Here is a 14,939-nt window from a genome sequence, read left to right as displayed (position 1 = left end):
TTCCGGGCGCTTGAACGACGTGAGAATACTGATTTACGGCATAAACTACGCCCCGGAACTGACTGGCATCGGGAAGTACACCGGCGAAATGGCGGCTTTCTTTGCCGCCGCCGGCGACGATGTGGAGGTCATTACGGCACCGCCGTACTACCCGCAGTGGCAAATCAAGGAGGGTTATGACCGGGGTTTTCACACCGAGGAACTCGAGGGCGTGACGGTTCACCGTTGTCCGCTTTACGTACCCAAAGTGGTTACGGGGCTGCGCCGCATCCTGCACGAGTTTAGCTTCGTCATCAGTTCGATGCGCTACTGGATCCCCCGCTATTTCCGTAGTTACGATCAGATCATCTGCATCAGCCCACCCTTTCACCTCGGGTTTCCCGCTATCATTCATAAATGGCTGAAGGGTACGCCCGTGGTGTACCACATTCAGGACCTGCAGGTGGATGCGGCCCGAGACCTGGGAATCATCAAACAGCAGGGGTTGCTCCGTTTCCTCGAGCGGGCCGAGGCGTGGCTCCTCCGCCGGGTTTCGAAGGTGTCCACCATCAGCCAGGGAATGTTGAACCGGGTTTCCCGAAAGGGCATCCCCGCCGCCGAGATCGTCCTTTTCCCTAATTGGGTAGACGGCGACTTGGTTTTTCCGGTAGCGCGTGCCCAATCGGCCCGCAGCAAATGGAACATTGCCGACGACGATCGACTTATACTATACGCCGGTAACCTGGGCGAAAAGCAAGGATTGGAAAATATTATCGAGCTAGCCGATCGAATGCGTGACGTACCCAGGTTAAACTTCCTTATTATTGGGGAAGGGGGCGCGAAAGCGCGCCTCGTGGCCGAAGCCCGGGAGCGGAATTTGCCTAACCTGAGTTTCAAACCGCTACAGCCCCTTTCGGAACTGGCTTCCACCCTTGCCGCCGCGGACGTTCATCTCGTGCTGCAGAAGAAAGCGGCGGCGGATCTGGTTATGCCCTCCAAACTGACCAACATACTGGCCGTCGGCGGACATGCATTAATTACAGCCGAACAAGGAACAACTTTGTACGATCAAGTAATTGAGCACCGACTGGGAACCTTAGTAGCTCCCGAAGACGTAGATGCCCTGGAAGTAGGGTTGCGAGAAATATTAGCCGGCCAGCGGGCCGACGAGGCCAGCGGAGCCCTCACCTTTGCCGCGCAAAGATTAAATAAGCAGAATATTCTTTTGGATTTTCGACAGATTTTGGCATTGAACACTAAACAACACAATTCATGGAACTCTCATCCCAGTTAGCCGCTGCTCCGCATACGCGGGTCATGCGGTCGACGCCGCACCGCTATGACTTGATAGCGACGGACTTTATTCTTATCAACCTTTCGTTTTTTCTGGCGAGCTTGATTACCTATGGGGTTTTCGACTATAGTTCCGCGATTACGGGACGGAACTTCGCACTGGTCGTGTTCGTCAACATTGCGTGGGGTTGGTTATGCGTTTACTTCAACGCTTACCGATGGTACGAGCGGGTAAGAATGGAGCAGCAGCTCTCGAAGGTTTTCAAGATCCTCGTCTTCTTACTAGCCTTCACCTCCCTGTTCTATTACAACGTACTGCGGGAGGCACCCCATACGCCGTTCATCCTCCTCGCCCACGGCCTGGCGCTGGTGCTCGTTTCCACGGGCCGGGTATTTCACCGGTTACGGGAGGAAAGCCCCTTCGAGAAATTCCGATACGTCATTGTTGGCGGTAAAGCGGAAAACCTCCAGCAGCTGTTCAAGGCCTTCGATTATTGCTTTCCCGGAAGCGCGGAATTGGTGGGGCGCTTCGGCAATACCCCTCACGCCAACGTTAACAACATTGGTGGCTACCTCGACCTGAAAGCGTACCTGGAAGGACAGCCGAATATCGACAAGCTGATCTTTTTCTACAGCGACCTCACCCTTGAACAGGAGAAGGAGATCATGCGAATCTGCGAAATGCAGTTCATCGACGTGGAAGTGGCTCCCCGGGAAACCACACTGTTCCCGCGTACGTACAAAAGCCAGCAGCTCGGTGACCTCAGCATGCTGACGCTGAAGGAGGAGCCCCTTACCTCCCTGCGGAACAAGATCATGAAGCGGGTATTCGACCTGGTAGTCAGTTCGCTGGTGATCCTGTTCATCTTCCCGATCCTGATGCCCATCGTTGCGATCGCCATTTACCTGGAAGATCCGGGGCCCATTTTCTTCCGCCAGGAACGTACCGGCTACCTCAACAATGTTTTCCGGATGTGGAAATTCCGGTCGATGCGGATTAACGAACGTTCGGACGAAAAGCAGGCCACGAAGGGTGACGATCGCATTACCAAGGTCGGTGCCTTCCTGCGGAAAACCAGCCTCGACGAATTCCCCCAATTCATCAACGTATTTACCGGAGAGATGTCCGTGGTAGGACCCCGCCCCCACATGCTGAAGCACACGGAGGAGTATTCCCGCCTGATCGACAAGTTTATGATCCGCCACAAGGTGAAGCCCGGCGTTACCGGCCTGGCCCAGATCAACGGTTACCGTGGCCCGACCGACGAGGTATGGAAAATGGAAAAGCGGGTAGAATACGATGTGTGGTACCTGGAGAACTGGTCTATCCTGATGGATATTCGCTGCGTCATTATGACCGCCTACAATGCCTTCATCAAGGGGGAAGAGAACGCACTGTAGCGCATTCTTACGTGCTCTACTACCTACTTAAAATCGCACCCGTGCTGGACTCAGCACGGGTGCTCCCGTACAACCCTATCCTATGAAGATACTGATCTCCACCCCGGTTTTTAAACCGATGGTGGGAGGTATGGAAACCCTTGCGAACAACTTTGCCGTCCACTTCACCGAGCGGGGGCACGAGGTCACGCTGGTCACGCCGATACCCTACGCGGGAACGGACGACGAGGACTACCGCATAGTTCGGCAGCCCTCCTTCCGTGAATTTTACCGCTTGGCGAAGCAAACCGACCTGATCTTTTCCAACGGGGCCAGCTTATACGCCGCACCTTACGCCATGTTAACCGGTAAGCCGATGGTCATGCGGCATACGGGCTACCAGGTCGCCTGTATCGATGGAGCGGGCTGGTACGACGGCAAGATCGCGCCACTCCGGCCCTTTCCCTCCTTCCTTTTCCACCTGAAAAACGGTAAGCTACCCGCCACGTTGCGGGGGATCGTAAAGGTTGCCGCGCTAAGAACCTTTGCCAAACGGTTCGTCGCCGCCAACATCGCCATATCGGACTGGATGAAGCGTCGCCACCCCCTGCCGAACCAGGTACGTATCCATAACCCGTTCCCCATTTCCAAATTCGTTGGTGGCCGCAACGAAAGCGGAGTATACGATTATGATTTCTTCTTCCTGGGCCGGTTGGTTACGGAGAAGGGCGTAAATTTACTCATCGACGCCTTTACGACGGTTCAGGAGCGTTCCGATAACCGCTACCGCCTTTGTATCATCGGAGACGGACCGGAACGTCCGCGCCTGGAAAAAATGGTACATAGCGCCGTCCAAAACGCCTTCGTGACCTTCACCGGGATGCTTACCAAACAGGCATTGGTCGATCAGATGAAAGCCTGCAAGATCGCGGTGCTCCCCTCCACTTGGGAGGAACCGTTTGGCGGTGCCGCTTCGGAAATCCTGGCCGCGGGCAAAAATGTGATTGTTTCGCGAGACGGAGCCCTCTCCGAGATCGTGGCCGATGCCGGTCTGACTTTTCCAAACAACGACAGCGCAGCACTGGCCGATGCCATGCAGCGACTGGTAGAAGATGAGGACCTGCAGAAAACACACCGCAAAAATGCTGAGGTACGGCTTCGTGCGTTCAGTGAAGACGACTTAATTGACCAATACATTTCCCTGTTCGACCGCCTCCTCGCGAAGAACTGATTTACACCCTGAAGAAACCTTTTATGTCTAAAGTTGCCCTTATCACCGGCGTCACCGGCCAGGATGGAGCTTATCTTACCGAGCTTTTGCTCAGCAAAGGATACGAAGTCCACGGTATCAAGCGTCGTGCCTCGCAATTCAACACCGATCGCATCGATCACCTCTACCAGGATCCGCACGTTTCCGACCGGAACCTGATCCTGCACTACGGTGACCTCACCGATTCCACTAACCTGGTCCGTATCGTCCAGGAAATACAGCCAGACGAGATCTACAACCTGGCGGCCATGAGCCATGTGAAGGTAAGTTTCGACATGCCGGAATACGCGGCCGATGCCGATGGTATCGGTACGCTGCGGTTGTTGGAAGCCATCCGGCTGCTGGGGCTTACGGAAAAAACCCGATTCTACCAGGCTTCCACTTCCGAGCTGTACGGTCTTGTACAGGAGGTCCCCCAATCGGAAAAAACGCCCTTCTATCCCCGTTCGCCCTACGCCGTTGCCAAAATGTACGCGTACTGGATCACGGTGAACTACCGGGAGGCATACGGGATGTTTGCCTGTAACGGTATTCTGTTCAACCACGAGAGTCCGCTACGGGGAGAGACCTTCGTGACCCGCAAAATCACCCGGGCGGTAGCGAAGATTTCCCTCGGTCTTCAGGACCAGTTGTACCTCGGCAACCTGGATGCGCAACGTGACTGGGGCCACGCCCGCGACTACGTTGAGGGAATGTGGCGCATTCTTCAACACGACGAACCGGAAGATTTCGTCCTGGCGACCGGCGTTACTACGCGGGTACGCGACTTCGTCCGGATGTCCTTCCGCGAAGTGGGGGTTGAGCTCGAGTTCCGCGGAGAAGGCGTCGATGAAGTCGGTGTCGTAGCTGCCGTACAGGATGCGAATTTCCCCCTGGCGGTAGGTACCACGGTGGTATCGGTCGATCCACGGTATTTCCGTCCAACGGAAGTGGAGCTGCTGCTCGGCGACCCTACCAAAGCACAAACCAAATTAGGTTGGAAGCACAAGTACGACCTGGCCGCGATGTGTTCCGAGATGGTTCGGGCCGACGTAGAGCTTTTCCGCCGGGATCAACTGTTGAAACGCGAAGGTTTCGAGATCCGCAACCAGTACGAATAGGCCGGCATACCGATTGAAAGTAAAAAGTTCGGCCGGTTCAAAAATAAGCACCACCCTTTTCGGGTTAACCATACAAATGCCGATGAAGCTCCTGCGGCAGGGACGCCCCGGAAGCTCGTTTCCGGGGTCCATCGTGCACGGTTTGTTTATGTTAAAACACCCGAGTTTTTGAATTTGCGAGCGAATAGTTTGCACGTTCACCAATTCACCTTTAGTTTTGCTGCCGCTTCGAGACACACTAAGCTGTGACGTTGCCTTAATCACGGTATTCCAATTTGCATGACACTCTTGATTAGATCCTTACGGCGTAAGCTGTACGGGCCTCACCTGATTGTTCCTTGTCTTAAAATACCCGTGATTTGTCTGACCAGTCTATTACACAGTCTCCCGCTGCTGTCGCATCCATGCCCCGGTATTCCGGCCCGTGGGATCGCGAAACAGCCGCCCACCTGCTCCGGCGTACCACGTATGGTCCTCGTATTGACGAGATCAACAAAGCCGTAAAAGATGGCCTTGAAAAGACCCTGGACATTGTTCTGGGCGACTACGAGGTACCCGCCCCCCCCGTCAAATACCGCGAGGGCCACGATCCGGCCGTCAAGCTGGGCAAAACCTGGGTGAATACGCCCTACATCGGTGGCTCAAAGTATCGCAATCTTTCCTTCCGTTCCTGGTTCTACAATACCATGTTGCTCGAGGAGAAGACCACCATCCGGGATCGGATGGTCTTTTTCTGGATCAATTTCTTCGCGGTTCACGGTGAGCATGGCGATGCGCGGTCCGTTTACGAGTATGTCAAGCTTTATCAAGACCTGGCGCTCGGTAACTTCCGCACGATGCTGGAGCGGATTACTGTGGAACCCCAGATGCTTTCCTGCCTCGATGGTGCGCTCAACCATAAGGATAACCCGAACGAGAACTACGCCCGGGAGCTCATGGAGCTCTTTACCGTAGGTAAGGGGGAGCTCATTGCGAAAGGCGACTACAGCACCTTCACCGAGAAGGACGTTGTCTCCCTGGCCCGGGCACTTACCGGATGGGTCAACCTCGATTTCCGGTTTAGTGACCAGGAGATTCCGGTTGCCGCCAAATTCGAAGCTAGCCGCCATGACACGGGTGACAAGCAGTTGAGCTACCACTTCGGCAACCAGGTAATTCGCAATGGCGGTGCTGACGAGTACAAGGTCGTCATCAATATTCTCCTGAAGAGTGAAAATACCGCCCTGCATTTCTGTCGGAGGTTGTACCGGTACTTCGTAGACTATACCATCACCGATGAGATAGAAAATGACGTCATCCGGCCGCTGGCCCAGACCCTCCTGGCTAACAACTACGAAATCAGGCCCGTCCTGCGGGAGCTGTTCGGCTCGGAATTCTTTTACCAGTCCACCTTGCGTGGATGCGTGATCAAAAATCCGATCGACTTACTCATGAGTTGCCTACGGCCCTTCAATGAGTACAAACACCTGGACTGGATCGACCTGCGCTTCCGCTACGAGATGGGCGAGAACTACTCGGGTGACTGTCATTCGCTCCAGCTCGACTTCCAACAGCCACCGACGATTTCCGGCTGGAAGGCCTACTACGACGGTCCGCAATATCACCGCCACTGGATCAGCCCGGCCTTGATGCAACAGCGGTACTGGGTAGTCAAGAAGGTTACCGGACGCAACTTCAGCGTCGACAATAACCTCCTGCCTTTGGACCTGCACACGTTCATGAAGAGCTTCTCCAATCCCCACGACATCAACGAGGTGGTGAAAGAGTTCATCTTGATTTTCCTGCCGCGCGCGATTAGCGATCAGCAGTTCTTAAAACTTAAATCCTGGCTTCTTCAGGGATCTTCCGAGATGGTATGGTCGACCGAAATGACTGGTTACCTGGCTCACCCGAACAACAATTCCTACGTGCGCCCCATCGAAGACCGGCTGTATGACTTCTTCGAGAAGTTCTTCGGCATGGCTGAATTTCAACTCCAATAATCCAAGATCTCATGAAAAGAAGAAATTTCCTCCAAGGCGCCGCGGCGCTTACCATTCCTGCGCTTATGCCAATCACGGGTGCCCGTGGTGGTGTGAACCGCTTTACGAATCTTATCGCTCCCGATTCCGACCGGGTACTGGTGATTATTCACCTCTTCGGCGGCAACGATGGCCTGAATACGGTTATCCCGATCGACCAGTACGACACCCTACATTCCGTACGGAAGCAGTTTACCATCGACGAGAGTAAGGTGCTCAAACTGACGGATAAGGTGGCCCTCCATCCCTCGATGACCGACATGCAGAGCCTGTTCAAGGATGACCGCCTAAAGGTCGTGCAGAGCGTCGGTTATCCCAATCCGGTACGCAGCCACTTTCGGTCAACGGACATCTGGACCTCCGGATCGTCTTCCGAGGTTTTCGAGCCTACCGGATGGATCGGCCGATACCTGGAAACCCAGTACCCCGGGTTCCCGGTGGGTTACCCTACGACCGGACAGCCTGACCCTCCCGCTATTTCCATCGGCGACGTGTCCCACTCCACCTGCGAAGGCCACGCCGGCAACCTGGCCCAGACCGTTCTTAACCCCACCAATACCCAACAGCTCAATGAGCTGATGACGATGAGTCTGCCGGACGACCGCTACGGTAACGAACTGGAATTCATCCGGACGACGATGACCCAGACCAACGCCTACAACCAGGTGATCGAAAAGGCGGCCCGCAAGGGAAAGAACGCCGTGGAATACGCTTCGGCCGGCAACCACCTGGCCTCCCAGCTTCAGAAAGTTGCCCGAATGATCGCGGGCGGTCTGAAGACCAAAGTCTATACCGTTTACATGAGCGGCTTCGATACCCACGCGCAGCAGGTGCTCAACGACACGACCAATGGTAAGCACGCACACCTCCTGCGGGAGCTCAGCAGTGCCATCGGCGATTTCCAGCGCGACCTGCGGGCCCAAGGCCTCGAAGAGCGGGTGATGGGCCTGACTTTCAGTGAGTTCGGCCGGCGTATCCGCCCCAACGCCAGCATGGGAACGGACCACGGTGACGCCGGTCCCATGTTCCTATTCGGAAGCTGCATCAACGGTGGCGTACTGGGCAAGAACGTGGAAGTACACAAGGACGTCGGTCAGTCCGATGGCGTGCCCATGCAGTTCGACTTCCGCGACGTATACGGCTCCATCCTGGTCGACTGGTTCAACGTGATGCCCTCCCAGGTACGGGACCTCCTCCACGAAGACTTCCAGTACGTACCGGTAGCCGACACCTGTAACGATAAGCTGAACAGCGCCAGCGCCGGCGAAACCACGGATGACGGCTGGTTTATCGGTCAGATCTTCCCGAACCCCGCCCGTGAAGAGGTGCGCATCACCCTGGAAAGCCCCAAACCGGGCTCCATGCGCTACTCGCTCTTCGACGGAGCCGGCCGGCTGGTACTGGTGAATGAAATTAAAGTTACCGGAAGGCAGGAGCTGTTGCTCTTTAACCGACCCAGTCGCTTGCCCTCCGGCATATACGTACTCCGGATGGCTACCGACACGGGAAGCAGCCTCACCCGCAAGATTCTATTTGAATAATTGCTCCAATAGCGGACAACAGCATATAAGCCATTAAGACAACCACTTACAAAGTTACCTTTGCCAGGGGAGCGTTTCGCTCCCCTGGTTTTCTTTTTTACCCCACCTTTGTGCAACCAGAACTGTTAACTAAAAATTTCCAGCGGTTTCTACCGCTTACACACTATAATAGCACCCCTAATGCGTAAAGTTTTAATCACCGGAGCCGCCGGCTTTTTGGGTTCCCATCTTTCCGATCGGTTTATTGCCGAAGGATTCCACGTTGTGGGCATGGACAACCTGATTACGGGATCGATGGACAACATTGCCCATCTCATGCCCCGGAAAGAATTCGAATTCTACTATCACGACGTGAGCAAATTCGTCCACGTTCCGGGAGATCTCGACTACATTCTCCACTTCGCCAGCCCGGCTAGCCCGATCGACTATCTCAAAATGCCCATCCAGACCCTCAAAGTAGGTAGCCTGGGTACGCATAACCTCCTCGGCCTCGCCAAGGCTAAGAACGCCCGGATGCTTATTGCTTCCACGAGCGAGGTATACGGTGATCCGCTGGAGCACCCCCAACAGGAAAACTACTGGGGCAACGTTAACCCCGTTGGCCCCCGTGGCGTGTACGACGAAGCCAAGCGTTTCCAGGAAGCCATGACCATGGCCTACCACACCTTCCACGGCGTGGAGACCCGCATCGTGCGCATCTTCAATACCTATGGCCCCCGGATGCGCCTCAACGACGGTCGCGTACTGCCCGCTTTCTTCAGCCAGGCAATCCGCGGTCAGGGCCTTACCGTATTCGGAGACGGCAGCCAGACGCGTTCCTTCTGTTACGTCGACGACCTCGTGGAAGGTATCTATCGCCTCCTGATGAGTGATTACGCCCAGCCCGTTAACATCGGGAACCAGGACGAAACTACCATCATGCAGTTTGCCGAAGAAATCATGGAACTGGTAGGTAACGACCAAGCCTACCTGGACCGCCGCCCCCTGCCCGTTGACGACCCCAAGGTGCGGCAGCCCGATATCACCCTGGCCAGGAAGATACTGGACTGGTCGCCCAAAGTCAGCCGCGACGAAGGCCTTCGCCGGACCCTCCCCTACTTCCGGGAAGCGGTAGCCCGCGCCGACGCCCAAAAAAGCTAACCAAATTCGTTTCGGGTAGGTAGCCAACGGCTTCTGCTTCCTGATGAAGCGTATCACCCGCGCGCCGCCGCCCAAAATCCTTATAACCCCGATCAATTGATCACTTTAGACCTTACACTATGAAAATTGCAGTAGTAGGCACCGGGTACGTTGGACTCGTAACCGGAACCTGTTTTGCCGAAACCGGCAACGACGTAATTTGCGTTGACATCGACTCCAAGAAAGTGGAGCGGATGCAGCGCGGCGAAGTTCCCATTTACGAGCCGGACCTCGACGTGCTCTTCGAGCGCAACCAGCGCCAGGGCCGCCTGAAATTCACTACCAACTTGAAGGAGGCCGTGGACGCTTCCGAGATCATCTTCCTCGCACTCCCTACCCCCCCGGGCGAAGACGGCTCCGCCGACCTGAAATATATCCTGGGCGTAGCCAAGGATCTTTCCACGATTATCACCAAGTATACGGTGGTCATCGACAAGAGTACGGTACCCGTAGGTACGGCCGAGCGAGTACACGCCGCCCTGGCCGAAAACCTGGACGAAAGCCTGTTCGACGTGGTTTCCAACCCCGAATTCCTTCGGGAAGGGGTGGCCGTCGATGATTTCCTCAAGCCCGATCGCGTGGTCATCGGTACCGATAGCGCCAAGGCCGAAGAGAAACTTCGCCGGCTCTACGAACCCTTCGTCCGCAGCGGTAACCCCATCATCTTCATGGACGTACGCTCCGCCGAGATGACCAAGTACGCCGCCAACTCCTACCTCGCTACCCGGATTTCCTTCATGAACGAGATCGCCAACCTGTGCGAAAAGGCCGGCGCCGACGTGGATGCCGTTCGCCGCGGTATGGGCAGCGATTCCCGCATCGGCAAACGCTTCCTCTTTCCCGGAGTGGGGTACGGCGGTTCCTGCTTCCCAAAGGACGTGCAGGCGCTCGCCCACACGGCTGGTCAGCATGACTACCAGTTCCGCATTCTGAACGCGGTGATGGACGTCAATACCAAGCAACGGTTCCGCATCGCGGAGAAGCTGGAAGCCCACTTCGGCGACGATCTGGGCAATAAGACCATTGCTTTGTGGGGACTGGCCTTCAAGCCAAATACCGACGACATCCGCGAAGCTCCCGCGCTGTACACCATCGATCGCCTGCTCGAGGCCGGTGCCAAGATTCGTGCATTCGACCCCGAAGCCACCGAACACGTTCGCTCCATCTACGGCGATAAGGTGACCTTCTGTGAAGATCAGTACCAGGCACTGGAAGGCTCCGATGCCCTCGCCATCGTTACCGAGTGGGCCGTGTTCCGGACTCCGGATTACGATAAAATGAAGGAGCTGCTCAAGGAGCCCATCATCTTCGACGGTCGCAACCTGTACGATACGGATCGCATGCGGGAAAACGGATTCCATTACGACAGCATCGGCCGTCAGGCGGTGGAAGTCTAATTCCGCAATAACCAGCAAAGAATGTCTCCCAACAATAAGATTTACGTCGCCGGCCATCGTGGAATGGTCGGCTCCGCCATCGTGCGGCGACTGGAACGGGCGGGTTACGATAATATCGTAACCCGCACCAGCCGCGAACTCGACCTGCGCAATCAGGCGGCGGTAGCGGAGTTCTTTGCCACCGAGCAACCGGAGTACGTATTCCTGGCCGCCGCGAAAGTGGGTGGGATACTGGCGAATAATACCTACCGCGGGGAGTTTCTCTACGACAACCTCCTGATCGAGGCCAACGTCATCGAGGCCGCCCGCGTGCACGGCGTTACGAAGCTCCAGTTCCTGGGTTCATCCTGTATCTACCCGAAGATGGCCCCCCAGCCCCTGACGGAAGATGCGCTGCTGACCGGCCCGCTGGAGGAAACCAACGAACCCTACGCCATCGCCAAAATCACCGGCATCAAGCTCTGCGACGCTTACCGCTCGCAGTACGGCTGTGATTTCATCTCCGTTATGCCGACTAACCTCTACGGCCCCAACGACAACTACGATCTGCAGAGCAGCCACGTGCTACCCGCCCTGATCCGGAAGTTCCACGAGGCCAAAAAAGAGAACAAGCCGGAGGTAGTGATGTGGGGTACCGGATCGCCGAAGCGAGAGTTCCTGCACGCCGACGACCTGGCCGACGCCTGCGTTTTCCTAATGCAGGAATTCAGCGATTACGGCTTCGTGAACGTCGGTACGGGTGAAGACCTGAGTATTCTATCCCTCGCGCAAACGATCAAGGAGGTCGTTGGCTACGAAGGCGAAATTACCCACGACCTGTCCAAGCCGGACGGTACGCCCCGCAAGTTGATGAACGTCGACAAGCTGCATAGTATGGGCTGGTCGCACGATATCGGGCTAAAGGAGGGAATCGAGCGCGTTTATGCTAACCTGGAGGACCAGGATTGGTATTAGCCCTTTCCGGGATTTGCTCGCAAAAGTAAAGGGGATCACGACGTTGTCGTGATCCCCTTTTTTTTCGCGGCCGGAGGCCGCTTTTTACTGCCGCGGTTGGAAACCGCTTTTTACTGCGCGGCCGGAGGCCGCATTTTACCGCACCATTGGAGACAGCGTGTTACCGGCCGAGGGCCTTGAGCATCGTGGTACCGATATCGGCGGGGCTCTTCACTACGTGCAGCCCACACTCTTCCATAATCTTCATCTTGGCCTCGGCGGTGTCTTCGTGACCGCCGACGATGGCACCGGCGTGGCCCATCGTGCGTCCCTTCGGGGCGGTTTGCCCGGCGATGAAGCCTACTACGGGCTTGGTGCCGTGCTCCTTGATGTAGCGGGCGGCGTCCGCTTCCATGGTACCGCCGATCTCTCCGATCATGATGATCCCTTCGGTGTCGGGGTCGTTCATGAGCAGCTCGACGGCGTCTTTCGTCGTGGTTCCGATGATGGGGTCACCGCCGATTCCGATACAGGTGCTCTGCCCCATGCCGGCCTTCGTGACCTGGTCGACCGCCTCGTACGTCAGGGTGCCGGAGCGGCTTACGATGCCGATCTTACCGGGATTGTGGATAAATCCGGGCATAATGCCGCACTTCGCCTGACCGGGCGTGATCACGCCGGGGCAGTTGGGTCCGATGAGGCGGGTATCGTAGTCGTTGATGTAGGACCGTACCTTGACCATATCCTGTACCGGGATTCCTTCGGTGATGCAGATGATGACCTTGATGCCCGCATTGGCGGCTTCCATGATCGCGTCGGCGGCGAAGGGGGGTGGAACGAAGATTACGGACACGTCGGCGCCGGCTTCCTTGACCGCATCCGCAACGGTGTTAAATACGGGCCGGTCGAGGTGGGTTTGCCCACCCTTGCCGGGGGTTACCCCACCTACTACGTTGGTACCGTATTCGATCATCTGCTCGGCGTGGAAGCTGCCTTCCTTACCGGTGATGCCCTGTACGATTACGTTGGAATCTTTAGTGACTAGAACTGCCATCTTAAATTTTAAAAGGTTTTTGGTTAGATCCGATCGCGACCTTATTTATCTACGATGATGAAGACATCTTCATCGTCCTGCTGCATATAGTAGTTTTCCCGCGCGAATCGCTCGCGGTTCATCTCCATGTCCAGCTTTTCAGCTTCCGCTTCGGCCGTCAGCCGATCGTAGCGCTGCAGGTCTTCCTCCAGCCGGTCCACGGTGGCGTGCAGGCGAAATTGGGTCCCCACGTCATGCCGATCGAAAAAGATCATCAGCAGCAGGAACAACAGCAGCGTGACGAAATACCGGTTACGCAGGTACCCGGGTATCAGGTTCCAATAAGGGGCGAGCGGATTTTTCGATTTACGGGTTGCCATCGGCGGGTGGATCGTTGTCGGGTGAAGATAGGGGTTTAGGAAATAGGCGGTAGGCGATAGCGAATAGCGTGTGGTTTATGCTATTCGCTATCGCTATCCGCTACTGCTTCCTATCCGCGGCCGAGTTTACGCAGCAGGTCCCGTCCGGGGAAGTAAGCCGTTTCGGCTAGTTCTTCCTCGATGCGCAGCAGCTGGTTGTACTTCGCGACCCGGTCGGAGCGGCTGGCGGAGCCTGTTTTGATCTGTCCGGTGTTGAGGGCAACGGCCAGGTCGGCGATGGTCGTGTCTTCGGTCTCGCCGCTGCGGTGGCTCATGACGCTGGTGTAGCCGGCGCGGTGGGCCATGCTGACGGCATCGATCGTTTCGGTCAGCGAGCCGATCTGGTTGACCTTGATCAGGATGCTGTTGGCGCTACGTTCCTTGATACCCCGGCCAAGGCGCTGGGTGTTCGTTACGAAGAGGTCGTCACCCACGAGCTGGCAGCGGTTGCCGATCGCGCTGTTGAGGGCCGACCAGGCGCTCCAGTCGTCTTCGTCGAGCCCGTCCTCGATGCTGAAGATCGGGTACTTATCCACCCAGCCTTTCCAGTAGTCGACCATGCCGGCGCTTTCGATCTCGCGTCCGTCGGACTTGTGGAAGCGGTACACGCCCTTTTCGCTGTCGTAGAACTCGGAAGCGGCCGCGTCCATGGCGATCATGATCTCCTCTCCGGGCTTGTAGCCGGCGGCTTCGATGGACTTCAGCACGATCTCGATGGCTTCCTCGTTGCTTTTGATGTTCGGGGCAAAACCGCCCTCGTCGCCTACGTTGGTGCTGTAGCCCTTGCTGCTCAACACCTTCTTCAGGTGGTGAAAGGTTTCTACGCCCATGCGTAACGCGTCGCTGAAGGTATCGGCGCCCAGGGGAATGATCATGAATTCCTGAAAATCGATGCTGTTGTCCGCGTGGCTGCCGCCGTTGAGGATGTTCATCATCGGTACGGGCATCGTGTGGGCGTTGACGCCGCCGATGTAGCGGTAGAGGGGCATATTCAGCTCCAGTGCGGCCGCTTTGGCGCAGGCGAGGCTCACGCCAAGAATGGCATTCGCACCCAGTTTGCTCTTGTTGTCGGTGCCGTCCAGGTCGATCATCGACTCGTCGATGTAGCGCTGATCCGTAACCTCGACGCCGAGCAGTTCCTCGGCGATCTTTTCCTCGACGTTATCTACGGCCTTCAGCACGCCCTTCCCGAGGTAGACGTTTTTGTCTTCGTCGCGCAGTTCCACGGCCTCGTATTTACCGGTACTGGCGCCGCTCGGTACGGCCGCACGGCCGATGGCCCCTTCCGCGGTGACCACTTCCACTTCTACGGTGGGGTTGCCGCGACTGTCCAAAATCTGGCGGGCGCGAATGTCAAGGATACTACTCATAGTTGGTGCTGATTTTAGTTTTTT

General features: G+C 56.4%; 12 protein-coding genes. 9 read left to right on the top strand and 3 right to left on the bottom strand.

From position 1 onward, the window contains the following. Positions 1–19: 19 nt before the first annotated feature. The 9 genes from CLV84_RS02310 (at position 20) to fcl (ending at position 12,114) form a co-directional block, all read left to right on the top strand. Positions 20–1,273 (top strand): WcaI family glycosyltransferase, encoded by a 1,254-nt coding sequence (locus CLV84_RS02310; protein WP_245911446.1) that lies wholly within the window; start codon positions 20–22, stop codon positions 1,271–1,273. After that, positions 1,252–2,673, top strand: coding sequence for an exopolysaccharide biosynthesis polyprenyl glycosylphosphotransferase (locus CLV84_RS02305; RefSeq protein ID WP_104418119.1), 1,422 nt, complete (start codon positions 1,252–1,254; stop codon positions 2,671–2,673). The genes CLV84_RS02310 and CLV84_RS02305 overlap by 22 nt, the downstream gene beginning before the upstream one ends. An 82-nt stretch (positions 2,674–2,755) precedes the next feature. Next, complete coding sequence (locus CLV84_RS02300) at positions 2,756–3,883, top strand: glycosyltransferase family 4 protein (RefSeq protein WP_104418118.1); 1,128 nt, start codon at positions 2,756–2,758, stop codon at positions 3,881–3,883. A 23-nt stretch (positions 3,884–3,906) separates the two neighbouring features. Beyond that, on the top strand, positions 3,907–5,022 hold the full coding sequence (gene gmd, locus CLV84_RS02295; RefSeq protein ID WP_104418117.1) for a GDP-mannose 4,6-dehydratase: 1,116 nt from the start codon (positions 3,907–3,909) through the stop codon (positions 5,020–5,022). A gap of 359 nt (positions 5,023–5,381) precedes the next feature. Further along, positions 5,382–7,004, top strand: coding sequence for a DUF1800 domain-containing protein (locus CLV84_RS02290; RefSeq protein ID WP_170067534.1), 1,623 nt, complete (start codon positions 5,382–5,384; stop codon positions 7,002–7,004). Positions 7,005–7,015: 11 nt separating this feature from the next. Next, positions 7,016–8,584 (top strand): DUF1501 domain-containing protein, encoded by a 1,569-nt coding sequence (locus CLV84_RS02285; protein ID WP_104418115.1) that lies wholly within the window; start codon positions 7,016–7,018, stop codon positions 8,582–8,584. Positions 8,585–8,764: 180 nt separating this feature from the next. Beyond that, positions 8,765–9,724 (top strand): UDP-glucuronic acid decarboxylase family protein, encoded by a 960-nt coding sequence (locus CLV84_RS02280; protein WP_104418114.1) that lies wholly within the window; start codon positions 8,765–8,767, stop codon positions 9,722–9,724. Between the two features lie 119 nt (positions 9,725–9,843). After that, positions 9,844–11,160 carry a UDP-glucose dehydrogenase family protein gene (locus CLV84_RS02275; RefSeq protein WP_104418113.1) on the top strand — a complete coding sequence of 439 codons (1,317 nt, stop codon included), beginning with the start codon at positions 9,844–9,846 and terminating at the stop codon, positions 11,158–11,160. 21 nt (positions 11,161–11,181) lie between these two features. Then, positions 11,182–12,114, top strand: coding sequence for a GDP-L-fucose synthase (gene fcl / locus CLV84_RS02270; protein ID WP_104418112.1), 933 nt, complete (start codon positions 11,182–11,184; stop codon positions 12,112–12,114). A 160-nt stretch (positions 12,115–12,274) separates the two neighbouring features. Here the strand turns inward: fcl and sucD are convergent, their stop codons facing one another. The 3 genes from sucD to eno all read right to left on the bottom strand — a co-directional run bounded on the left by sucD (position 12,275) and on the right by eno (position 14,915). Further along, positions 12,275–13,147 (bottom strand): succinate--CoA ligase subunit alpha, encoded by an 873-nt coding sequence (sucD, locus tag CLV84_RS02265; protein WP_104418111.1) that lies wholly within the window; start codon positions 13,145–13,147, stop codon positions 12,275–12,277. Positions 13,148–13,188: 41 nt separating this feature from the next. After that, positions 13,189–13,506 (bottom strand): hypothetical protein, encoded by a 318-nt coding sequence (locus tag CLV84_RS02260; RefSeq protein WP_104418110.1) that lies wholly within the window; start codon positions 13,504–13,506, stop codon positions 13,189–13,191. Positions 13,507–13,616: 110 nt separating this feature from the next. After that, positions 13,617–14,915 carry a phosphopyruvate hydratase gene (gene eno, locus CLV84_RS02255; RefSeq protein ID WP_104418109.1) on the bottom strand — a complete coding sequence of 433 codons (1,299 nt, stop codon included), beginning with the start codon at positions 14,913–14,915 and terminating at the stop codon, positions 13,617–13,619. Positions 14,916–14,939: the final 24 nt, after the last annotated feature.

Origin of the sequence: Neolewinella xylanilytica (assembly GCF_002934605.1) — a bacterium.
Taxonomy (GTDB): Bacteria; Bacteroidota; Bacteroidia; order Chitinophagales; family Saprospiraceae; genus Neolewinella; species Neolewinella xylanilytica.
This window is presented reverse-complemented; position numbering and strand designations above follow the sequence as displayed.